At 61.7% G+C, this 21,040-nt stretch carries 23 protein-coding genes; 14 read left to right on the top strand and 9 right to left on the bottom strand.

Annotation, left to right across the window (positions count from 1 at the left end; all coding sequences use genetic code 11):
- Window positions 1-55: 55 nt before the first annotated feature.
- Entirely contained in the window at window positions 56-310 is a 255-nt protein-coding gene (locus tag VGL70_04510; protein HEY3302784.1) for a hypothetical protein, read from the top strand.
- Window positions 311-319: 9 nt separating this feature from the next.
- Here VGL70_04510 and VGL70_04505 read toward each other — a convergent pair whose 3' ends face one another.
- From VGL70_04505 to VGL70_04495, 3 genes are all read right to left on the bottom strand, one after another.
- Window positions 320-1,447, bottom strand: a complete 1,128-nt coding sequence (locus VGL70_04505; protein ID HEY3302783.1) for a M20 family metallopeptidase — start codon at window positions 1,445-1,447, stop codon at window positions 320-322.
- On the bottom strand, window positions 1,434-2,786 hold the full coding sequence (locus VGL70_04500; protein HEY3302782.1) for a hypothetical protein: 1,353 nt from the start codon (window positions 2,784-2,786) through the stop codon (window positions 1,434-1,436). Before VGL70_04500 ends, VGL70_04505 begins: the two co-directional genes overlap by 14 nt.
- 108 nt (window positions 2,787-2,894) lie before the next feature.
- Entirely contained in the window at window positions 2,895-3,521 is a 627-nt protein-coding gene (locus tag VGL70_04495; GenBank protein ID HEY3302781.1) for a tetratricopeptide repeat protein, read from the bottom strand.
- A gap of 141 nt (window positions 3,522-3,662) precedes the next feature.
- Between VGL70_04495 and VGL70_04490 the strand changes: the two genes are divergently transcribed.
- Complete coding sequence (locus tag VGL70_04490) at window positions 3,663-4,679, top strand: methyltransferase (protein HEY3302780.1); 1,017 nt, start codon at window positions 3,663-3,665, stop codon at window positions 4,677-4,679.
- A 10-nt stretch (window positions 4,680-4,689) separates the two neighbouring features.
- Here the strand turns inward: VGL70_04490 and VGL70_04485 are convergent, their stop codons facing one another.
- Together VGL70_04485 and VGL70_04480 are read right to left on the bottom strand one after the other, a co-directional pair.
- Complete coding sequence (locus VGL70_04485; protein HEY3302779.1) at window positions 4,690-4,911, bottom strand: prolyl oligopeptidase family serine peptidase; 222 nt, start codon at window positions 4,909-4,911, stop codon at window positions 4,690-4,692.
- Window positions 4,912-5,284: 373 nt separating this feature from the next.
- Window positions 5,285-5,464: a hypothetical protein gene (locus VGL70_04480; GenBank protein HEY3302778.1), complete on the bottom strand. Its 180-nt coding sequence runs from the start codon at window positions 5,462-5,464 to the stop codon at window positions 5,285-5,287.
- Between the two features lie 356 nt (window positions 5,465-5,820).
- Here VGL70_04480 and VGL70_04475 point away from each other — a divergent pair, with 356 nt between their 5' ends.
- From VGL70_04475 to VGL70_04430, 10 genes are all read left to right on the top strand, one after another.
- The gene (locus VGL70_04475; GenBank protein HEY3302777.1) at window positions 5,821-6,375 is read left to right on the top strand and encodes a sigma-70 family RNA polymerase sigma factor; all 555 of its coding nucleotides are present in this window, start codon (window positions 5,821-5,823) and stop codon (window positions 6,373-6,375) included.
- A gap of 7 nt (window positions 6,376-6,382) precedes the next feature.
- The gene (locus VGL70_04470) at window positions 6,383-6,694 is read left to right on the top strand and encodes a hypothetical protein (protein HEY3302776.1); all 312 of its coding nucleotides are present in this window, start codon (window positions 6,383-6,385) and stop codon (window positions 6,692-6,694) included.
- A complete protein-coding gene (locus VGL70_04465) occupies window positions 6,691-7,122 on the top strand; it encodes a periplasmic heavy metal sensor (protein HEY3302775.1) in 432 nt (143 codons plus the stop codon). Before VGL70_04470 ends, VGL70_04465 begins: the two co-directional genes overlap by 4 nt.
- Window positions 7,123-7,255: 133 nt before the next feature.
- The gene (locus tag VGL70_04460; GenBank protein HEY3302774.1) at window positions 7,256-8,464 is read left to right on the top strand and encodes an efflux RND transporter periplasmic adaptor subunit; all 1,209 of its coding nucleotides are present in this window, start codon (window positions 7,256-7,258) and stop codon (window positions 8,462-8,464) included.
- Window positions 8,461-10,401: a MacB family efflux pump subunit gene (locus tag VGL70_04455; protein HEY3302773.1), complete on the top strand. Its 1,941-nt coding sequence runs from the start codon at window positions 8,461-8,463 to the stop codon at window positions 10,399-10,401. The genes VGL70_04460 and VGL70_04455 overlap by 4 nt, the downstream gene beginning before the upstream one ends.
- A gap of 4 nt (window positions 10,402-10,405) precedes the next feature.
- Window positions 10,406-11,755, top strand: a complete 1,350-nt coding sequence (locus VGL70_04450; GenBank protein HEY3302772.1) for an efflux transporter outer membrane subunit — start codon at window positions 10,406-10,408, stop codon at window positions 11,753-11,755.
- A gap of 159 nt (window positions 11,756-11,914) precedes the next feature.
- On the top strand, window positions 11,915-12,922 hold the full coding sequence (locus VGL70_04445; GenBank protein ID HEY3302771.1) for a kelch repeat-containing protein: 1,008 nt from the start codon (window positions 11,915-11,917) through the stop codon (window positions 12,920-12,922).
- A gap of 38 nt (window positions 12,923-12,960) precedes the next feature.
- Entirely contained in the window at window positions 12,961-13,533 is a 573-nt protein-coding gene (locus VGL70_04440) for a heme-binding protein (protein HEY3302770.1), read from the top strand.
- A gap of 28 nt (window positions 13,534-13,561) precedes the next feature.
- Entirely contained in the window at window positions 13,562-14,593 is a 1,032-nt protein-coding gene (locus VGL70_04435) for a tripartite tricarboxylate transporter substrate-binding protein (protein HEY3302769.1), read from the top strand.
- Window positions 14,594-14,620: 27 nt separating this feature from the next.
- The gene (locus VGL70_04430; GenBank protein HEY3302768.1) at window positions 14,621-15,172 is read left to right on the top strand and encodes a carboxymuconolactone decarboxylase family protein; all 552 of its coding nucleotides are present in this window, start codon (window positions 14,621-14,623) and stop codon (window positions 15,170-15,172) included.
- A gap of 153 nt (window positions 15,173-15,325) precedes the next feature.
- Here the strand turns inward: VGL70_04430 and VGL70_04425 are convergent, their stop codons facing one another.
- From VGL70_04425 to VGL70_04415, 3 genes are read right to left on the bottom strand one after another with little or no spacing between them, the layout of a single operon-like run.
- A complete protein-coding gene (locus VGL70_04425; GenBank protein ID HEY3302767.1) occupies window positions 15,326-15,805 on the bottom strand; it encodes a hypothetical protein in 480 nt (159 codons plus the stop codon).
- Window positions 15,806-15,855: 50 nt separating this feature from the next.
- On the bottom strand, window positions 15,856-16,188 hold the full coding sequence (locus tag VGL70_04420) for a phage holin family protein (GenBank protein ID HEY3302766.1): 333 nt from the start codon (window positions 16,186-16,188) through the stop codon (window positions 15,856-15,858).
- A gap of 4 nt (window positions 16,189-16,192) precedes the next feature.
- A complete protein-coding gene (locus tag VGL70_04415) occupies window positions 16,193-16,615 on the bottom strand; it encodes a CsbD family protein (GenBank protein ID HEY3302765.1) in 423 nt (140 codons plus the stop codon).
- A gap of 213 nt (window positions 16,616-16,828) precedes the next feature.
- Between VGL70_04415 and VGL70_04410 the strand changes: the two genes are divergently transcribed.
- Window positions 16,829-17,848, top strand: coding sequence for an LLM class flavin-dependent oxidoreductase (locus VGL70_04410; GenBank protein ID HEY3302764.1), 1,020 nt, complete (start codon window positions 16,829-16,831; stop codon window positions 17,846-17,848).
- A gap of 61 nt (window positions 17,849-17,909) precedes the next feature.
- Here the strand turns inward: VGL70_04410 and VGL70_04405 are convergent, their stop codons facing one another.
- Window positions 17,910-18,989: a hypothetical protein gene (locus VGL70_04405; protein ID HEY3302763.1), complete on the bottom strand. Its 1,080-nt coding sequence runs from the start codon at window positions 18,987-18,989 to the stop codon at window positions 17,910-17,912.
- A 276-nt stretch (window positions 18,990-19,265) separates the two neighbouring features.
- On the opposite strand from VGL70_04405, the gene VGL70_04400 reads away from it, so the two are divergent.
- Window positions 19,266-21,040 (top strand): thiamine pyrophosphate-binding protein (locus VGL70_04400; GenBank protein ID HEY3302762.1); only part of this gene is annotated, 1,775 nt, incomplete at its 3' end.

Below are 21,040 nucleotides of genomic sequence, written 5' to 3'. Positions count from 1 at the left end.
TTCATACAAGCGCAACCGTTTCCGCCTAAAAGAAGCACACGAGCTGGAGGCTGAAATGAAAGAGGTTCTTTATCAATCTCACCTGATTTACGCGCGCGCAGAGCGGACCCCTTGCCTGGACTACTGGCTGCCGGTCGCTCGCGTGTCCTGGAATGAAAAAGGCGCGCCGCGGCAAAGTATCCTCAGCGGGCATTACGCCTGGTGCAAAAGCGAGGAGGAAGCGACGCATTACGCGTTGACGACAGCGAAAAGATGGATCGACGATCGCAGAGGGGAATCGAGCGATGCCATCGTAACACAAGCGGCGTGAAACGCCGCGTCAGTCTCCGGGTCGTAGCTTCTTGTCCAGATACCGCTCGTAGATCCGATACAGCGTCTCCATCGACGCGATGTCGATCCACTCGTTCTCGGCGTGGAGGTTGCCGACGAACGGCCGCGACATGATGACCGGAATCCCGTAGCGGCAGATAAAGCGCGCGTCGCTGCCGCCGTGCTCGCGGATGAGCTTGGCCGGCTTGCCGGTGATCTCCTCGGTGGCGGCGAGAAAAAGCGGGTCGGGCGAGACTTTCGTCGGCTCGGCGGAGACGAGCACTTCGAATTCCATTCCCACGTCAGTGAATTTTTTTACCGCGGCTATCATCTGCCCGCAGGTATACGGCGGCGGAAAGCGGATGTCGCAGACCGCTTCCGCGAACGACGGTATCCGGTTCGCAACCCGATTCTCGGTGTGCAGCATGGTAAGAGCAAATGTCGGATGCCAATGCTCGTCGCCGTCTCTGAGCGTCTCGAAATAATTTTTGACCCGATTGAGAGCGACGATCATCCGCTCCATGGGATTGTCGACGAGCCATGGACGCGAGGCGTGGCCCGAAGCGCCGTGCGCTCGGAGCTTCAAATGAAGAATCCCTTTTTCCTCGACGGCGATCTCATTGATCGTGCCAGAGTCGGGTACGATGGCGACGCCGCAGCGGACGCCCGCCTTTTCGATGAGAAACCGCGTGCCGTGCGCCCCGCCGGTTTCTTCGTCCGACGTGACGGCGATTCCCAGGGAAATTCCCGGCCGGCGCTCGTGGGAATCGCGAAAGATTTCCAGCAGGATCGCCAGCTCCCCTTTCATGTCGCCGCCTCCCGGTCCGTAGATCCTGCCGTCGCCGACCGTAGAGCGATACTCAGTTCCCTCTGGGCGTGAGACCACGTCGATGTGAGCGAAAAGCATCACCTCGGGCGTCGAAACGTTGCGCGGCAGGATCACCACCGAGGGGCTCCCCTCTTCCCGATAGCGCTGGACGACGACGGCTTCCTGCAGCTCCACGTGATTGATGACGAACTCCAGGCAGCGCTCGATCTCCTCCGGACGGTCGTGGGTGCTGGGAATGAGAATCAGATCGCGCGTCAGCTCGACCAGCCGCTGTCTTAAAATTTCGCTCTTGACGCTAGTCTCGGTCATAGCCCCACTCCACCGGCAGCTCGGCCCAGCCCTGGACCAGAAGCTCGGCGCACTCTTCCTGATTTTGCCCGAGGCAGAGAAACTGTCCCTTGTTCACCTTTCCTTCAGCGTCGGTGTTGAAGTTGAACGGAACGATGCCCTTTTCCATGCCGGGACGGTAGAGCACGGAGGCCCGGTCCATGAGCGAGAGGAGCTGGCTGCCCTCGAGCGAGCCGCGGAACTGGATGTTTCTCATGCTCCAGCAGCCCTCGGGCATGAAATGGCGCGCCAGGACGGCCGGATAGGTCGCGCCCGTGATCCGCGCGTTGATCTCGCAGACGATCGTTTTCGTTTTTCCTTCTCTTCCGATCACGAGAAAATCGGCGCTCGCGGTGCCGCGATATCCTTGCGCGTGGAGCCACTCGCCGACAATTCCCGCCTGGCGAAAAAGCTCGTCCTCCAGCTCCGGATGGTCCGGGATATAGGGAGGCGGCGACCTATTGCCCTCGTGAATGCTCTCGTCGCTGAGCACCTGCTCGGTCCAGTCGTACAAGTAAACCGTGTCGTCGTTTAAAAACATCTGCACGCTCGGCGAGCCGATGCGATCGACTCCCGGCGTTTCCTGATCGAGCCAGCCTTGCACCATGCACGGGCCTTCGAAAAATAAATAGTCCGGCACGCTATCCGGCCGGAGCTCTTGGGTTGCCAGTTTGACCATGCCGTATCCCGAGGCGCCGATCTGGGCTTTGACGACCCCCTTGGCGTATCCCAGCTCGCGCAGGCCCTTGAGACACGAAGAAAGCTCGCCCGGATTGGCGGCCATCAGCGTGTCGAACGTCGGTAATTGTTTCTCGACCTGATGCCGATAGAGGAGATACTTGTTGTTTCCGTTCTTGCTACCCGTAAGCGTGCTGATCGTCCGTTTTTGTAATTTGCCTGCGATCTGGGCGAGAACAGCATCCGTGACAAAGCCGTCCACCCACGACGCCGGCTGGCTCCTCAACTTCTCGATGGCAGGACGGGCCCCCGATTCGCCTTTCGCAGCCAGCTCCCGGTAGCCGCGGTGATCCAAGACCTCGAAACCGGGAAGAGAAAGGCGGAGGTCGATCGAGAGATAATCCAACAGACTCGTCTCCGGGGGCGCTTCGAGCAGGATTCGGTTCGGCCCGCGGCGGAAAAGCAGGTTCAGGATGGACATCACCCGCCCGCCATACGACTGCGCGCCGGTTAGCTGCCGCATGAGCTCGCCGGCCTCTTCCTTGTTCTCGTAAAAAATCGAATGGATGTTGCAAAAGAATAGAACGCTCCGATCCCAGAACGGCGGCAGCTTGCCGGGAATGATTTTGACGGCGACGGACATTTTCCCGGAACCAGGATACTGTGAAACGTGGGGAAGGAAAAGAGTAAAGTCGGTGAAGCGATTGCCGGAACTCGAAGGAACGGCGAGAATATTTTGACTGCGCTTCCCTTAAAACCCCAAACCCAGGGACAGTCCCCTGCCGAGAAAGGGGCGCTCGCGCAGATACAACTGCTCGTCCTGCCGGGCGTAATCCACCTCGTCCTCCATTCTTTTCCCCAGCCACTCGGCGCTCGCGATGAGCTTCTGCCAGTCGAATTCCTTGCCGGAAATCGTCGCGAGGTATTTCTCGATTTGCCCTCGAACCTCGCGGTTCGGATCCCAATAACGTCCGTAGTAGGAGTGGTATCCGACGTACTCGAGCCAGTCGTAGAGTCCTTTCATGCCACGTTGGATTTCCTTGAGCCCCGTCGCACGGTCGCCGCTCCTCGCGAGAGTCAGTCCGAGATAGATCCTGGCCAGGTGGTCGCTTCCGTCGTGCGCCAGCGCCTGCTCGAGCGCCTTGCGCGCCTCCGGCAACCGTTCCGCCTGATAATGGGCGCGGCCGATGTACGTCCATACCCCCTCGCGAAACGGCCCGACTTGCATCGCGTAGTTGGGATCGCTCTCGGCCGCCCGTTGGAGATGGCTGAGCGCCTCCTCGGGGTCGTTCCTGAGGAGAAGCGCCTGTCTTCCCGACTGCACCTGACCGGCAACCTGGCATGAGGCGGCGCCGAAAAGAAGTAAAACGACGGACAACCGGCCGAAGCTCCTCATTCTCGTCATGGACACCAGGTTAGATTCGGACCGAAAGGAAGTCAACGGCCGCCGCCGCGCGCTTGGAGCGCGAGCGATCGCGTGATACTTTGAAACGACAACGATTGTGAAAGGGAAAGCGCCATGGCGGAACATGCAAACTCACCATCCACGCTCCTCGACATCGTCGCGGGAAAATGGGCCGCGCAAGCCGTCGCGGTCGCGGCCGAGCTGGGGATCGCGGATTTGTTGAAGGACGGCGCGCGATCGAGCACTGAGATCGCCGCGAAGACCGGCGCGACGGCAGACGGCGTTTATCGTTTATTGCGCGCTCTGGCCGGCATCAACCTTTTGACGGAGACCGAGCCGCGCCGCTTCGCGCTGACCGAGCTGGGAGCTTATCTTCGTAGCGACGCTCCGGGATCGATCCGCGGCCTCGCCCGGTTCTTCGGACACGAGGCCGACTGGCGCCCCTGGGACCATTTGGCCGCCAGCGTCAAGACCGGCGGCCCTGCTTTCGACATGCTCTATGGCAAGACATTTTTCGATCACCTCGCGTCTGAGCCCAATCTCGCGGCGACGTTCAATGAAGCGATGACCTCGCTCAGCGTGATCGAGACCGCCGCCATCGTCGCCGCCTATGATTTTCGCGGTATCGGCAAACTCGTCGACGTCGCCGGCGGCCACGGCCTGTTATTGGCGTCGATTCTCAAGGCGAATCCTGAAATGCGCGGCATCCTGTTCGAGATGCCGCATGTTCTGGAAGGGGCACAAAAGCTTCTGGCGGAACAGGGGGTCAAAAAGCGATGCGAGGTCGTGGGCGGAGATTTTTTCGCTGCCGTGCCGCCGGGCGGCGACGGGTACATCCTGAAGCACATCATCCACGACTGGGACGACGAGCGCTCGCTCCGTATCCTGCGCAAATGCCACGGCGCGATGCGCCGCGGCGGAAAAATCCTGCTCGCGGAAGTCGTGCTCGGGAGCAGCGGCGAGTCTCGGTTCGCGAGACTTCTCGACCTCGAGATGCTCGTGATGACCCAGGGCGGGCGCGAGCGCACGCAGGATGAATTTCAGCGCCTTTACGAAGCGGCCGGCTTCAAGCTTAACGGGGTTATCGGCACCGAAACGCACATATCGATCGTCGAGGGCGTCGCCGTCTGACACCGGCCCGCTATTTTCTCGCTCCCGCGTGGCCGCTGAGCGCTCCTTCGGGCTCGTATCTGCCGCCGAGGTGTCCCGCGAGAAATTCCTCCGCCTTGGCATAGAAGTGGAGCTTGTTTTCCGCGCGCACCATTCTGTGGCCCTCGTCGCCGTACACCACGTACTCCACCGCCTTGTTCGCTTTCCTCATCGCCTCGACCATCTGCTCGCTTTCGCCGGCGACGACGCGCACGTCGTTTTGGCCGTGCGCGATCAGAAGCGGCGCCTTGATGCCGATCGACGAAGAAAAGCGGAGAGCGGGACTTTAAAAGTTCCCGTTCCGTCTTTGGGTCGCCGACGCGGATCGCCCATCGGGGAGCCCATGGTTTCCAGTAGGCCGGCGCATTTTCGCTTTGTGAACAAGCAAGATAAAGCCGGCGAAGGACCATCATCACCGAACTCCTTTTCGCGCGCACGAGTGACGAGAGCGCCGCCCAGGCGGCGGATTCCGGTTATGTTACCTTAATATATAACGGAGGCGAACATGCGCGGGTTGAGAGCCGACAGCGGAATTTCCGCGGGGGACAACATAGCGAGCGTCGGGCTCTGGATACTTCAAATTGCCGTCACACGCCGCTTTGAGCGATCTTTTCTCCGTAGCGGTCGGTAAGCTCGTCGAGCACCCTGAGCGCCAGCCTGGTCCTGGCGCGCATGATCCAGATCCACGACTCGACGAATATCACAAAGAAAAAAATGCTCGCTTCGGCGTAACCATAGACGGGATGGAAAAAGGCAAAGACGTCCATCGCGACCGCAAGGACAGCTCGCGCAGCTCCAGGCCTCCGACAATGACCGGCAGCAATATTTCGATGAACCGCACGAGATTGTGCGTCCCGTGGGCAAACGTTTTTACGCCGTCATGATGTTTCGCTCTCGCCGTGCGCTTTGCCGCCTGTTCGCCGAGAATTACTGCCGGGGGGAGAATTCTGTCAAGCTTGGGCGGATACTTTTTCGTTTTCACTCGTATCAACGATCAGGAGTCGTGCACAAGACCGCCGGGAAGGACAAGATTCGACCGCCCGCGGCGGTCTGTCGGGGCCGCGCAGTTCGTTGTATTGATCACCGTATTGAACCGACAGCAACGCTATGAACGAACAGCGGCATGGCTACGGACTGGCCTGAAAAGGACGATCGTGAACTGCTCGCGCTCATTCAGGCCGGCAGTCGACACGCGTTCGCGACGCTCGTCGGGCGCCACACCGAGCGTTTCTACCGGCTGGCCTACCGCTACGTTCAAAGCAGGGAAGCGGCGGAGGATATCGTGCAGGATGCCTTTTTGAAATTGTGGGAAGATCCGGGGGCGTGGCGGCCGGAGCGCAACAGCAAGTTCACCACCTGGTTTTACCGCGTCGTGGCGAATCTGTCCCTCGATTGGCGGAAGAAAAAACGGCCGCTGCCGCTGCCGGAGGAGCTGCCTTTGATCGACGAGCGCGCAACGCCGGACGAAGCGGTGATGCGCGCCGAGGCGCAGCGCCTGCTGGAGCGGGAAATCGCCGCGCTGCCCGAGCGGCAGCGCACAGCGCTGAACTTATGCTTCGGCGAGGGTTTGAGCAATCAGGAAGCGGCGGAGGTTATGGAAGTGAATCTGAAGGCGCTGCAGTCGTTGATCATGCGCGCCAAGGCGACCTTGAAAGACCGCATGAAGCCATACCTGTGAGGACGTTATGAGCGATCGCGACGAAAAACTGCAAAAGCTGGATGCCATGCTGCGCTCGCGCAGAATGGAGCCGGCCGGTCCGGACCTGGCGCAGCGGATTATTTTGAAGGCGCAGGATATTCCCCAAAATCAGACGCTCCCGCCGGCGCAGTGGGTGAAGCGGCTATTCGCGGAGTTTCACCTGCCGAAGCCCGCGTACGTGTTGGCCGGAACGCTGATCTTAGGCCTCGTTCTCGGCTTCAATGCGCCGGTGGATACGACGCCGGACGATGCGGACAGCGCGCAAAATTTCTTATACGCTGACGAGGATGTGTTATGAACAAAACTCTTAAACTGGTTTTTCTTATTTCAATTGTATTGAACGTGCTGTTGGTCGGCGTGCTCCTGGGCGAGCTGCCGAACCGCTTCGACCGGCGTCCTCTACCCCAAGAAAGAATTGCCGCGGCGGCCAAGCAGTTGCCGGAGTCCGAGCGGCCGCGCTTCGAGAGCAAGATGGAGCAGATGCGCAAGGAGGTTCAACCGCTGCGCGATCAACTCCAGGAGGCGCGCCAGGAAACCCTGCGCGTTTTTGCCGCTGAGCCGTTCGATGAATCCGCCTTTGACCGCCAGGTGAGCAAAGTCGCTCAGCTTCGCGTCCAACTGTTCATGCGTATGGCGGAGAGCATGAAAGCAATCGCCAAAGAACTCCCCGCGGAGCAGCGGCAAGCGCTCGCCCGGGCCTTCGAACGTCCGCCATCCCGCCAATAAGCCAGCTTCCTTCCGGATCCTCCGGAATTTTCGTAAGTTGCAGCGCCGCGGAAGCGGCGCTTTTTTTCCTTTTCCCGGCGAAGACTATCGTCGCTTGGCTCGTATCAACAGACAACAACAGGAGCGCACAACTATGAGATGGAAACCCCCACTCGAACTAAACCGAAAAAAGGCGATGATCGGCTTCCTAACGATCGCCGTCATGCTCGCCGGCGGATGGTACTGGTATGCCCGCTCGGCGCAAGATCCGAAGAACGAGAGATTGCGCCCGATCGCCGTCACACGCGGGACCATCGAGGAAGTCGTCACCGCGCAGGGCAAGCTTGAAGCCAAACAATATGTCGACGTTGGCACGCAGGTATCCGGCCAGCTCAAGAAAATCCATGTCGAGATCGGCGACGCAGTCACTAAAGGCCAATTGCTGGCCGAGATCGATCCGCGCGTCTACCAGGCCCAGGTGGAGGCCAACGAAGCGCACATCGGCAGTTTGAAGGCGCAGCTCGACCAGCAGAAAGCGGAGCTGAAATTGGCGGAGGAGAATCTCAAGCGCAACCAGACCTTGATCGCCGCCAACGCCATCAGCCAACAGGCATTGCAAGAAAGCGAATCGCAGGCAGCGGTGGAAAAAGCCCAGGTGGATTCGATCGTGGCCCAGATCCAGGAGACGGAATCGAACTTGAAAGGCATCCGGACGAATCTAGGCTTCACCAAGATTTACGCGCCGATGACCGGGACCGTGACGACGATGCCCGCGCGGGAGGGGCAGACGCTCAACGCCAACCAGACCGCGCCCGTCGTCATGCAGGTCGCCAATCTGGACGTGATGACCGTGCGCGCTCAAGTGGCGGAAGCGGACGTGACACGGCTGAAAGAAGGCATGCCGGCCTACTTCACGACGCTCGGCAGCGAGCGCCGCTGGCAAGGCAAGGTGCGGCAAATTCAACCCGCGCCCGAAATCGTCAACGACGTGGTGCTCTACGACGTTTTGATCGACGTGAAAAACGAGCGCCGCCAGCTCATGACCGGCATGACGACGCAGGTATTTTTCATCTTCGGCCGAGCCGAAAACGCGACGATCATTCCGGTCGAGGCGCTGACGCGGCGCGCGCCTGATCAAGACAACGAGAAGGGCAAAGCGTATCGCGTGTCGGTCGCGGCCGGCTCCGACCCGGAAGATCGCGTCATTCACGTCGGCCTGCAGACGCGGGCGCAGGCGCAGGTTACGGACGGTCTAAATCCGGGAGAGCGCATCCTCGTCAGCCGGCCGGAAAGCTCCGCGACGGCGCAAAATAACGCCGGACGGCCCAACGCGCCGCGCTACAATCGGGGGCCGCAGCTATGAGCACGACCGTTCTCGAGCTCGCCGACGTTCAAAAACATTATCACAACGGCGACGCGACTGTGCGCGCGCTCGACGGCGTGACATTGAACGTGGCTCGTGGAGAATTCGTCGCGATCATGGGACAGTCCGGCTCGGGCAAATCGACCTTGATGAACATCATCGGCTGCCTCGACCGTCCCACTTCCGGCAGCTACCGCGTGTTGGGCAAAGAGGCGGCGCATCTCTCGCCCGACGAGCTGGCCGCGCTGAGGCGCGAAACCTTCGGCTTTGTCTTCCAACGCTATAACCTCCTCGCCACTGCGACCGCCGGCGAGAACGTGGAGATTCCTTCGGTCTATGCCGGGCTATCGAAGCACAAGCGCGCGGCGCACGCCAGAAATCTTTTGCAACGTCTCGGGCTTGGCGACCGCACGGACCACCGTCCCGCCGAGCTGTCCGGCGGCCAGCAGCAGCGCGTCGCGATCGCGCGGGCGCTGGTCAACGACCCGTCGGTGATCCTCGCCGACGAGCCGACCGGCGCGCTCGACAGCAAGAGCGGCGAGGAAGTTCTGGCGCTGCTCACGAAACTCCACGCCGAAGGCCGGACCATCATTCTTATCACCCATGCGGAAAACGTCGCAAAACATGCGAGCCGCATCGTGCAGATTCAAGACGGCCGCATCATCGAAGACAGCGGCCTGGCACCGCCGGCCGGCGCGCAATCGAGCGACTCCGACCCCAGAGATTACGCCGACGGCGCGCGCTTGACCGCCAGCTTGCAGGAAGCCCTGGTGACCGCGTGGCGCTCGCTGCGCGTCAATCTTTTCCGTACGGTGCTCACCCTGCTCGGCATCATCATCGGCGTCGCTGCGGTCATCGCCATGCTGGCGGTCGGCGAAGGCAGCCGGCAGAAAGTTTTGGACCGGATCAGCTCGTTCGGCACCAACCTGATGCTGATACGCCCCGGCGCGGCCGGCATCCGCAACGCCGGCGACATCGTCACTCTGGTGCCCGACGACGCGGCGGCGATCAAGGAACTGCCCAACGTCGAAACCGCCTTGCCCGAGCGCAGCGGCCGGATGACCGTGCGTTTTGGCAACATCGACTATCAAACCATGGTGCAAGGCACCGGCGAGGATTTCCCGTCCGCGCGCGACTGGAAAGTCGCCGAAGGACAATTCTTCAACGCGGACGACATGAAACAGTACGCGCCCGTGGTCGTGCTGGGGCGCACGGTGGCGAAGACGCTTTTTCCCGGCGGCGGCAGCCCGGTCGGCAATTACGTGCTGCTCAAGAACGTGCCGTTTCTGGTGATCGGCGTGATGACGGAAAAAGGCGCGTCGCCCAACGGCAGCGATCAGGACGACGTGATCTTCGCGCCGATCAACACCGCCATGATCCGGCTCTTCGGCAAGAACTATCTGAGCAGCATCACGATCAAGGTTGCGGACGCGTCCGATATCGACGCGACGCAGGAACGGGTCGAGACGTTGCTCAAGGCGCGGCACAGGACGGAGGACTTCAGCGTGCGCAACATGGCGTCGATCCTGCAAGCGGCGATGGAGACGCAGGACACTTTCACCTTGCTCTTGGGCACCGTCGCGGCGATCTCTCTGCTGGTCGGCGGCATCGGCGTGATGAACATCATGCTCGTGAGCGTCGTCGAGCGCACGCGCGAGATCGGCATCCGCATGGCCACCGGCGCGCGCATGCGCGACATTCTTTTGCAATTCAACATCGAAGCGGCGGTCGTGTGCGCCGCCGGCGGAGTGCTCGGCATACTCATCGGCGTCATCGCCGGACTCGTGCTGCGCTATAGCGGGATGGCCGTGATCTTCTCGGTCGCGCCCGCCGTGCTGGCGTTCGCGTGCGCCTCCGCCACCGGGCTGATCTTCGGTTATCTGCCGGCGCGCCAAGCGGCGCGATTGGACCCGGTGGTTGCTTTGGCTTCTGAGTGAAGTGATGATGCGTAAATATTTGTATCCGACGTCAATCGCTCTCTTATTAGCGTTCTCGGCTTGCAGTTTCGCGCCTCAATTTCAGCGTCCGCAAATGGCCGTGCCCGCAGGCTGGAGCAACGTCGCCGGCGTCGGGACTGAGTCCGAGCCGGACGCTCTGCCGTTCTGGAAGGCGTTGGGCAGTGAAGATCTCAACCGTTTGATCGACCTCGCGCTGGCGCAAAATCTCGATCTCGAAGCCGCCTTGCATCGCATCGAGCAGGCGCGCGCGCTGGCGAAGGTCGCGGCGGCGCCGCTCTATCCGTCGGTCAACGCGAGCGGCAACGCAACGCGAACTTATAAGGAGCCGCTCAACACCTCGGCCGTGCAAGGCGGGGGCGACCTCAGTTGGGAGATCGATCTATGGGGCAAGAACCGCAACGCAGCGAAGGCGGTAAACTTTCGCGCCGACGCAAGCGTGTTCGATCGCGACGCGCTCTGGCTCGTGGTCACTTCCGACGTCACCACCTTCTACACGCAAATCCTCGGCTTCAACGACCGCATTCGCATTGCGGAAAACAATCTCAAGAACGCCGAGGAAGTGCTCCGGATCATCGAAGCGCGCTACCGCGCGGGCACCGTGTCGGGACTCGAAGTGTCGCAACAGCGAGTGGCGGTCAACGGCTTTCGCGCGACCTTGACGACGCTCACGGAGCAGCGCGCCACGACGCTTAACGCGCTGGCGATTGTGCTCGGACTCGCGCCGCAAAACTTCACCGCGCCTCAAGTTGACCTGGCGACGGTTAAAATGCCGGCGGTGAATCTCACGCTGCCGGCCGCTCTTTTGACCGCGCGGCCCGACATCGAGAGCGCAGAGGCCGGCCTGAGAGCCGCCAACGCCGACATCGGCTCGGCGCGAGCCGCTTTCTTTCCCTCGCTGACGTTGGGCGTGGGCTCGAGTATCGCGCCGGGATTCGGTGGCCCGGCGGGCGCGGCGACTTCGCTCGCGGCGAATATACTCGCGCCGATCTTTACCGGCGGCAAGCTCACCGGCAACCTGCAAAACGTGACGGCGCGGCAGAAAGAGCTCGCCGCGCAGTATCAGAAAATCGTGCTGGTTGCGTTTCAGGAAGTGGAGGACGCGCTCGCCGCGCTCAAGAGCAACACCGAGCAAGCGGCGCTCTCGCGCCAATCGGTCGCCGAGTCCCAGAACGCCTACGACATCGCCAAGGCGCGCTTCGACGCCGGCGCGATCGATTATCTGACCTTGCTCGAAACCCAGCGCAGCCTGTATCAGGCCGAGGACAACCAGGTCGTCGTGAACCAGGGCCAGCTCCAGGCCTTCGTCCAGTTGCGCAAAGCGCTCGGCGCGTAATAGTAGAAAACTGAAAGCGGAAACGATGAAAGCGGAAAATTTCCGCTTCTATCTTTCATCGTTTGCTTCTAGTTGACATCTCCCTGACCGATTGACTAGTCTCCTTGTCACAATCGTTCTCATCCAGCTCCGTTCTTGACCGGCGAAAGGAGACAGCCCATGAAGCGCAGCCTAAAGAGCACGTTGATGATGGTCGCGGCGCTGGGATTCTGCCAGTTGGGAGCGGCTCCGGGCGCTCTTCCCAAGGGCGGCGCCTGGAGTCTCGCCGGCGCGATGCCCGAGCCGCGCCAGGAAGCCGGCATCACGGCGCTGGGCAATATGATCTACGTTATCGGCGGCTACGGCGCGGATCAGGCGCCGAGCACGTTGGTGCAGGTTTACGACACGGCGGCGAACAAATGGAAGCAGACGGCGCCAATTCCCGAGGCGATGCATCACCACGGCGTTGCGGCGGCGGACGGCAAGATCTACGTCGTCGGCGGCTTTACCGGCACCTTCGCCAAACGCAGCCCCATCACGTCGGTTTGGCAATATGATCCCGCCGCCGAGCGCTGGGAAAAGCGCGCGCCGCTGCCGACGCCGCGCGGCGCGCTCGCCGTCGCCGCACTTGACGGCCGGATCTATGCGATGGGCGGGGAGCGCTTTAAGTCTTCAGGCGAATCAATAGCTTATGAGCCTGTAGCTGACGTCGCGGTTTACGACCCAAAGACCAACGCATGGGAGGTGTTGCCGCCGCTACGCTACCGGCGCGATCATCTGGTCGCCGGCGCGATCGGCGGGCGCGTCTACGCCGTCGGCGGGCGCGACCGGCCCAACTACACGTTGCAAAACATCGAGGAATTCAATCCGGCGACGCGCGCGTGGACCGAGCGCGCGCCGATGCCGACGGGACGCTCGGGTGGGACCGCCGCAGTCGTCAACAACCGGCTCTATGTATTCGGCGGCGAGGGCAACCCCGACAACACGGCGCTGGGAACCTTCAATCAAGTGGAGTTTTACGATCCCGCGCGCAACGCCTGGACCGAGCTCGCGCCGATGCCGCTCGCGCGTCACGCGATCGGCGCCGCCGTCGTCGGCAACCGCATCTACTTGCCCGGCGGCAGCATCGTCCAGGGCGGACGCGCGCCGGGCACTACGGCGATCGTGGACGCGTTCGAACCCAATTGAGATTTAGTTTGGCCTACATGTTCCTCGGAGGGAGCAAGATGAATAAAAACAATATTTCCATGTGGCCGCGACTGACGACGATCCTGGCGACGGCAACGCTCGCCGGCACGGTGGCGTTCGCGCAGGAAAAACCGGCGGACGAAAGCGCGCCGGCTCGCGCGCCGCGCCCGCGCATCGACGCCGCCAGCTCGCTGTCTTTGGAAGAGGCGCGGATCATCATCGAAGCAGCCGTCGCGCGCGTGCGCGCCGACAAAGCGCACGCCGCGATCGCCGTGGTCGACGACAACGGCAACCTCGTTTCGATGGACCGCATCGACGGCACGTCGAGCTTCTTCGCGCGCTTCGCCGTCGGTAAAGCGGTCGGCGCGGTGGCGCTGCAGCAAACCACGGCCGAATCCTCGGATCAGTACAAGGTGAATCCGCAGCGCTTTCTAAGCGCGCTCAGCATGCTTCAAGGAGAGATCCTGCTGATCCGCGGCGGCTTTCCGCTGATTGTGAACGGCCGCATCGTCGGCGGGGTCGGGAGCGCCGGACACGGCGGCGACGGCGACGTGGAGGCCGTCAAGGCCGGCATCGCCGCATGGGAGAAATTCCGGCAGAGCCGCAAGTAGCGGCTGTAGACAATTACACGGACGGACCATGAAAAGTTTAACCTTCGGGTTGCTGGTTTTTTTGCTATGGAGCTCCGAACTCGGGGCGCAGGCGCCTTTCTTCCAGGGAAAGACGATAAGAATCGTCGTCGGATATCCTGCGGGCAGCGCGCACGATCAGTGGGCGCGACTGATCGCTCCCCAACTGGGCAAGTATCTTCCGGGAAATCCCGCCGTCATCGTGCAAAACATGGCCGGCGCGGGCTCGATGGTGGCGGCGAATTACGTTTACGGCGTCGCGAAGCCTGACGGCCTGACCCTCGGAGTCGTCAACGCCGCGCTCTATTTCGAACAGCTCCTGGCGCACAAAGAGGTCCAGTTCGACTGGTCCAAGTTCTCGTGGGTCGGCAGCTCGACGCGAACGAACGCGATGCTCTACATGTGGGCCAACACTCCTTACAAGACCATCCACGACGTCCGCAACGCCGCCGTGCCGCCCAAGTGCGGCGCCACCGGCACCGGCAATACGGGATACTACATGCCGAAATTGCTCGAACAGACCATCGGCGCGAAATTCAACCTCGTGACCGGCTATCAAGGAGGCGCCGACATCGAGCTGGCGGTCGAGCGAGGGGAAGTACAATGTCGCGCCTTCACCGTGCAGGTTTTTTTCGCGCGCGAGCCTTTCCCTATCTGGCGCAGCAAGGGACTGGTTCGCGTCTTGGTCCAAACCGGAAAAAAACGGGACGCGCGGCTGCCCGACACGCCGCTGCTGAGTGAGCTGATGGATCAGTATCAAACCGCCGACGTCAGCCGGCGTCTGGCTACGGTCATGTTGGGCTCGGGCGAATTCGGCAGTTACCCGACGATCGGTTCGCCCGGAATTCCCGCAGAGCAAGTCAAGGCGCTGCGCGCAGCGTACGCGCACGCGTTTACTGATGCAGCTTTCGTCGCTGAAGCCAAAAAGAAGGGGCTCGAGCCGGAGCTGCTCGCCGGAGAGGAGCTCGAGAGTCTGGCGAAAGAAGCCACCGTTCAGTCGCCCGAGGTGATCGCAGGCATCAAAAAGTTCGTCGGAGAGTGATCTGTCTTATATGTATAGGGAGGAGCCATGGGCCGATTGCCAGCCGTTACACGCGACGAACTGTCGCCGGAGCATCAGCAAATTTGGGATCGCATCGCAGCCGTTCGCGCCGGCGTGCGCGCCGGAGCGGGCGGGCCGTTCGGGGTGTTGATGCACCTGCCGGCCCTCGCCGACCGCGTGGCGGCGCTGGAGGACTACTTTCGGTTCAACGCGGCGCTGCCGGCGCAGGACCGTGAGTTAGTAATCCTCGCTACCGCCCGCGAGACGGGCGCGCGCTACCCGTGGATGCGGCACGAGGTTAGGGGACGCGAGGTAGGCACGCGACCGCAGGCGATCGAGATCGTCCGCGCGAACGGTTCTTTGGACGGACTGACGCCGCGGGAGCGGCTGCTCGTGGAAACCGTGCGGGCGCTGCTCCGCGAGCGCCGGATGTCGGATGAATTATTCGCCCGCGCGCTGGCCGAGCTGGGGCGCCAACAACTGATCGAGACGGTCGCGCTCACCGGCCACTACAGCCTGGTTGGATTGCTCGTGAACGGATTCGACGTGGCGGCGCCGCAGGGCAGCGTGACGTTCTGAAGGAGATCCAATAATATTCTACGTGCAGCCGCGGAGAAGGAATAGAATAATCAGTACGGGGATAGGAACGCCCAACGCCCACAACAATATCCAACCGATTTTGCCCTTTTCTTCTTTCAAGATCTTCATAATCCCACTTTCTTCTCCGACCTGTTAGCCGTGTCCTTCGCGGCGCGAACCCCGCCCCCCTCCAAGGTCCCGAGGATCATTACTGCTCTGGCTGTTTTGGCTTCGCGATCCTCGCCTAAACAACACCTGTTTGACCATCTCCCAAAGCGTGCCCGTCAAAGCGCCCGCGGCCATGCCTTTGACCGTCGTAGCGATCTCATTCTTCAAATGATCCCGCACGCCGTTGTCCCGATGCATTCGTGGATGATAGGACGGCTCGCCGTGTTTGGAATGGTCTCCGAACCACGTGCCAAGCAGGTACCCAACCACCAGCGAGCCGCCGAATAGCGCCAGCGGGTGCCGGTGCGCCTGATATTGCAGGTCGAAATTGCGCTTCACCCCTTCGACGCTCTCGCGCACACGCTGTTCCAGCAGCTCCAGCTTTTCCACCATCGCCGAGCCGGTGTCCTCGATATGTCGGTGCGTCTCTTTTATTTCCTCTTGGATTTCCGTCGCTCTCGCCATCGCCTCCTCCTTTATGATCTCAAGCGCTCTCTGCGCGCGCCCACGTCGGATCAGTCCACCTTGCCTTTTCCGACGATGAACATCATCGCGCCCAGAAGGAGCAACACGCCTCCGACAATTCCGTACGCGCCCCACAGGGGAATCGTCGTGAACGCGTCCAGCAGATGGACGACCATGAGTATCATCAAGACCCCGCCGACCGCCGCCACGCCTACGCCGATGCCGGCCGCGATGGCGGCGCTTTTGGCTTTGAGCAGCTCGTCTTTCACCTCGAGCTTTGCCAGCGCCGCTCCCTGCACCGCCAGCTCTTTGGCGTCTTTAAGAATGCCGGCGATCAACGACGACAAACCCGGCTGCGCCGCCGGTTCCGTCCTGACGCTCATGGAATTATCTTTTCGCGCTTCGCGCCAGCAGAAAACCGATGCCGATGCCGATCAAGAGCGATTGAACGGGATAGCTGCGAACCAGGTCCGTGGCCTCTTTGGCTATATCCCCGTAGTCTTTGTCGCGTATATAAGATCTCGCCGAGTCGACGGCTTCCCTCACCTTGGCCGTGGCCTGGGCGCCGAGTTCCTGCGCCCTAGCCGTCACGCCGGCGACTGTGCCGCTCGCGTCGTACTCTCTCAGGCGCTTTTCGACTTCCTGCTCGGCCTGATCGCGGGTCTGTCCGTACTTCTCTTGGATCAAGCCGATCAGCTTGTCCTTCTCTCCTCCGACCCAGTCGAAGTCGTCGTCGGTGAAGCGGCCCCACCACGATTTCAGCGCACCGCGCATTTGCTTCCACTGGCCTGTAGCTATCTGTTCGTTCATAACATCGACCTCCATGTCTATGATTTTCAGACCGCGTCGCCGCCGCGTGTGCCGCCCCCACTCAAAGCATACAACCACGCAGCGACCCGATGAGTAGGGAAAATTCAGGATTCGAGGGAGGAATTTCCTTGAGACAGGTAAACCATTCCGCGTCGCTGGCTTGTATCGATGGCGCGGGTTAATGTAGCATCGCCAGCGGATTCGGAATCAGCTATGGAATTCGGCGTATTCGATCATCTGGATCGCGGGGCCGCGCCGCTGAAAGATTTTTACGCGGCACGCCTCAATCTCGTCGAGGCTTATGACTGCGCGGGTTTTTACGCCTACCACCTTGCGGAGCATCACTCGACTCCCCTTGGCATGGCGCCGGCGCCAAGCGTGTTCCTCGCCGCCGTCGCCGAGCGCACGCGGCGGCTGCGCTTCGGGCCGCTGGTCTATGCGCTGCCGCTGCATCATCCGCTGCGCTTGATCGAAGAGATCTGCATGCTCGATCAAATGAGCGGCGGCCGGCTCGAGATCGGCTTCGGCCGCGGCTCCTCTCCCATCGAGGTTTCATTCTACGGAGTGAATCCCGCCGACGCGCAGCGGATCTACACGGAGGCATTGGACGTGGTCCTCGCGGGCCTGGCGCAAAGGACGCTCGATTTCCACGGCGAGTTTTTTTCCTTCGACCATGTCCCGATGGAGCTCGAACCGCTGCAAAAACCGCATCCGCCCGTCTGGTACGGCGTCCACTCCGTCGAGAGCGCCGAGCGGGCGGCGCGCCGCGGCCTCAATATCGTGAGCCTGGACTCCGCCGCCAAGACGCGCAGCTTTGTCGATCGCTACCGTCAAGTCCGGGGCGAGACGCATGGAAAAACCGGCGCAAAGCCGATGATCGGGATCGGCCGCTTCATCGTCGTGGCCGGCGCTGACGACGAAGCGCTTACGATCGCGCGGCGCGCCTATTCGATGTGGCACCGGAGCTTCAACCATTTGTTCAAGCTTCGCGGCGGCGCGCCGATACACCAGCGGCCGCCGACTTTCGATGAACTCCCATTGGCGGGGCAAGGCATTGCCGGCGGTCCGGAGACCGTGCGCGCTTTCCTGCAATCCCAGCTTGCGGAATCCGGCGCGAACTATCTGGTCGGCCAATTCGCTTTCGGAGATTTATCTTTGGAGGAATCGCTGCGGTCAGTGGATCTCTTTACGCGGCATGTGATGCCCGCGCTGAAAAGCAAGGATGAAGGATGAATTATGAAGGATGAAACAGCAACGACCTCTTGCTTCAGCCTTCATCCCTCATCCTTCATCCTTACCTCAGGTTTCCCGTGTGTCCCAGTGAATACCGTCCCGGTTGCGGCCAGACCGTGAGTCCGTGCGGCTCGTCCCCGACCGAAATTGATTTCACCTCGCCCGTCATCGTGTCGATAACGTAGACGACGTCGTCATAACGGCCCGAGAGCCAGAGCTTCTTTCCATCGGCGCTCACGTTCCCCATATCCGGGCTGCCGCCGCCGGGAATCGGCCACGTGGCGACGACTTTCCGCGTCGCAAAATCCAGGACGGAAACACTGCCATCGCCGCGTGGCGGGCCGTAGACGCGCGCCGAGCCGCGATTGGCCACGTAGAGTTTCGTCCCGTCGCGGCTTGGGTAGAGGCCGTGCGTCCCGGTGCCGGTTTCGATGAAGCCGAGTTCTCTGAATGTCTTCCCGTCGATCAGAAACACGCCGCCGGCTTTCATATCCGCAACGTAAAAAATCGCGCCGTCCGGCGAAACCCGAACGTCTTGCGGCATGCCGCCGCGCGAGAGTTTGAGATAACCGGCAACCTTGCGCTCGACGAAATCGATTTTCGCCACGCTGCCGGCGTACTCGCAAGTAAAAATCCCGAAACGCCCGTCGATGGAAAAGTCAGCGTGGTTGATCCCGGCGCATTCGGGCACTTCGAGCGAGACCTCCAACGCCATGGTTTGCGGGTCGCGGAAATCCAGGCGCTTAAAGGCCTCGGCTACGATGACCGCCCAGGTGCCGTTGGGAGTGAAATACATATTGTAGGGATCGTCGACGGGAACGGATTTTCCCGGCCTACCCGTCTTCGGATCGATCGGCGTCAGGCTCCCGTCGGGGCGCCCCTCGGCGTTGTTGTTCACCCATAGCATCTTCAAGTCCCACGACGGCACGATGTGCTGCGGGTGCACGCCTACGGGGAAGCGATCGATTACTTTGAGCGTCTCAGGGTTGATCACGTGCACGTCATTCGACGAGCGGTTGGGAACGTAGACGCGCGTCAATGCGCCGGCGACCGCCGGGCTGAATTTTCCCACATCGGTTTCGCTGTAGAGATTCGATGGGTTTATCACCGGCGGCATCCCAGGCACCGTCTGGACGGCGATCGAAGCCGAAACGGCTTTCGTCCGGGGCGGCTCAGCCGGACCGACCGGGGCATTCGGCCGAAAATTCAGCGCCAGCAAAGCTCCGAAACCCACGGCGATAACCGAGAACAATGCGATGGGGATCTTACGCACGGCAAACCTCCGATGGCGATTGAATTTATCATGGAAGACCCCGCATGTCGATGTGCGGACCATGCCGGGTTCACGTCTCTCGGATAGTTTATGTTGACACGGCGCGAGCGCATCGGTTACGCTCCCGGCAAAAGGAGACGAACTATGGGCAAACAAACCATCGACCGTCGTTCATTTCTCAAAGGCGCCGCGGCAACCGCGGCGGCAGCCACCATTGGCGCGCGGCTCGTGCAAAACACCCGGTCGGCCGAGGCGGCAACCGCCGGCGGGGAAGCTAAAGAGCCCGCGCGGGCGAGCGAAAAAATCATCGCGCGCCCCGGTTCGGATTTCATGGTCGACGTCATCAAAGCGACCGGCATCGAGTACATCACTTCGAATCCGGGCTCGAGCTTCCGGAGCCTCCATGAGTCCATCGTCAACTACGGCGGCAATAAAAAACCGGAGTTCCTGACCTGCATGCACGAGGAATCTTCGGTCGCGATGGCGCACGGCTACGCCAAAGCGGCGGGCAAGCCGATGGGCGTGCTCGCGCACGGCACGGTCGGGCTGCAGCACGCGGCGATGGCGGTTTACAACGCCTGGTGCGACCGCGTTCCCATCATGATATTCGCCGGCAACTTCGTCGATGCGGCCACGCGCAGGCCGGGCACGGAGTGGTACCACTGCGTGCAGGATCCGGCGTTGCTGCTGCGCGATTTCACCAAGTGGGACGATCAGCCGGCATCGCTGCAAGCTTTCGCCGAGTCGGTCATGCGCGGCTACAAGCTTTGCACGACGCCGCCGATGGAGCCGATCGTCGTCACCGCCGACGGCGATCTGGCGGAAGAGCCGATCCACGACGAGAAGAAGCTGCGCATCCCGAAGCTCACGCTTTCGATCCCGCCGCAGGGCGACGGCGGCGCCGTGGTCGAGGCCGCGAAGATGCTGGTCGCGGCGGAGCGTCCCGTGATCATCGCCGACCGGGCGGCGCGCTCGCAGGAAGGAATGAAGCGCGTCGTTGAATTGGCAGAGGCGCTGAACGCCCCGGTCGCCGATCTATACGGCCGCTTTAACGTTCCGACGACCCACTATCTCTGCCGCAACGAAGACCGGCGCGCGCTCGTCGCCGAGGCGGACGTCGTGCTGTTGTTGGAAGTCGCCGATCCATGGGGACAATTCAACACAGTCACCGATCCGCATCACGAATACCGCCGCCTGGCCAAGCCCGACGTCAAGGCGATCCACATTTCGCTCGGCGAAACGTTGACGAAATCGAACTACCAGGACATGCAGCGTTTCATGCCGGTCGATCTGGCGATCTTCGGCGACGCGCAGGCGACGCTGCCGGCTCTGACCGAGGCGGTGAAGAGCGCGATCGGCGCGTCACGGCGCGCCGCCATCGCGGAGCGCGCGGCCAAGCTGCGCACGGATTATCGCCGCATGAAGGAGCGCGCGCGCACTGCGGCGAGTCACGGCTGGGACGCGTCGCCGGTCAGCACGGCGCGGCTCTCCGCCCATCTGTGGAATACGATCAAAGACGAGAAATGGTGCCTCGCCACTTCGAGCATCCAGTGGAACCGGAATTTGTGGCCGGCGACGGAATATTACAATTTTCTCGGCGGCTCGGGTGGTTCCGGCGTCGGTTACGCCGCTCCGGGCGCGGTCGGCGCGGCGCTCGCCAACCGCGATAAGGGCATCATCACGGTATCGATCCAGCCCGACGGCGATCTGATGTACGCGCCCGGCGTGCTGTGGACCGCGGCGCACCACAAGATCCCGATCCTCATGGTGATGCACAATAACCGCGCCTACCACCAGGAAGTCATGCACCTGCAGAAAATGGCCGGGCTGCACAACCGCCGCATGGACACCGCGGCAATCGGAACGACGATCGAGAATCCGAACATCGATTTCGCCAAGCTGGCGCAGTCGATGGGCGT

This window comes from Candidatus Binatia bacterium (assembly GCA_036504975.1).
In the GTDB taxonomy this organism is placed as follows: domain Bacteria; phylum Desulfobacterota; class Binatia; order UBA9968; family UBA9968; genus JAJPJQ01.
The sequence above is the reverse complement of the archived record's forward strand: the minus strand, read 5'-3'. Positions and strand labels throughout refer to the sequence as shown.

Bases quoted from the DNA above. Each gene is read 5' to 3' on its own strand.
- VGL70_04510 (HEY3302784.1), top strand. From the start codon at position 56: ATGAAAGAGGTTCTTTATCAATCTCACCTGATTTACGCGCGCGCAGAG.
- VGL70_04505 (HEY3302783.1), bottom strand. From the start codon at position 1,447: ATGACCGAGACTAGCGTCAAGAGCGAAATTTTAAGACAGCGGCTGGTC.
- VGL70_04500 (HEY3302782.1), bottom strand. From the start codon at position 2,786: ATGTCCGTCGCCGTCAAAATCATTCCCGGCAAGCTGCCGCCGTTCTGG.
- VGL70_04490 (HEY3302780.1), top strand. From the start codon at position 3,663: ATGGCGGAACATGCAAACTCACCATCCACGCTCCTCGACATCGTCGCG.
- VGL70_04480 (HEY3302778.1), bottom strand. From the start codon at position 5,464: ATGGACGTCTTTGCCTTTTTCCATCCCGTCTATGGTTACGCCGAAGCG.
- VGL70_04475 (HEY3302777.1), top strand. From the start codon at position 5,821: ATGGCTACGGACTGGCCTGAAAAGGACGATCGTGAACTGCTCGCGCTC.
- VGL70_04470 (HEY3302776.1), top strand. From the start codon at position 6,383: ATGAGCGATCGCGACGAAAAACTGCAAAAGCTGGATGCCATGCTGCGC.
- VGL70_04465 (HEY3302775.1), top strand. From the start codon at position 6,691: ATGAACAAAACTCTTAAACTGGTTTTTCTTATTTCAATTGTATTGAAC.
- VGL70_04460 (HEY3302774.1), top strand. From the start codon at position 7,256: ATGAGATGGAAACCCCCACTCGAACTAAACCGAAAAAAGGCGATGATC.
- VGL70_04455 (HEY3302773.1), top strand. From the start codon at position 8,461: ATGAGCACGACCGTTCTCGAGCTCGCCGACGTTCAAAAACATTATCAC.
- VGL70_04450 (HEY3302772.1), top strand. From the start codon at position 10,406: ATGATGCGTAAATATTTGTATCCGACGTCAATCGCTCTCTTATTAGCG.
- VGL70_04445 (HEY3302771.1), top strand. From the start codon at position 11,915: ATGAAGCGCAGCCTAAAGAGCACGTTGATGATGGTCGCGGCGCTGGGA.
- VGL70_04440 (HEY3302770.1), top strand. From the start codon at position 12,961: ATGAATAAAAACAATATTTCCATGTGGCCGCGACTGACGACGATCCTG.
- VGL70_04435 (HEY3302769.1), top strand. From the start codon at position 13,562: ATGAAAAGTTTAACCTTCGGGTTGCTGGTTTTTTTGCTATGGAGCTCC.
- VGL70_04430 (HEY3302768.1), top strand. From the start codon at position 14,621: ATGGGCCGATTGCCAGCCGTTACACGCGACGAACTGTCGCCGGAGCAT.
- VGL70_04425 (HEY3302767.1), bottom strand. From the start codon at position 15,805: ATGGCGAGAGCGACGGAAATCCAAGAGGAAATAAAAGAGACGCACCGA.
- VGL70_04420 (HEY3302766.1), bottom strand. From the start codon at position 16,188: ATGAGCGTCAGGACGGAACCGGCGGCGCAGCCGGGTTTGTCGTCGTTG.
- VGL70_04415 (HEY3302765.1), bottom strand. From the start codon at position 16,615: ATGAACGAACAGATAGCTACAGGCCAGTGGAAGCAAATGCGCGGTGCG.
- VGL70_04410 (HEY3302764.1), top strand. From the start codon at position 16,829: ATGGAATTCGGCGTATTCGATCATCTGGATCGCGGGGCCGCGCCGCTG.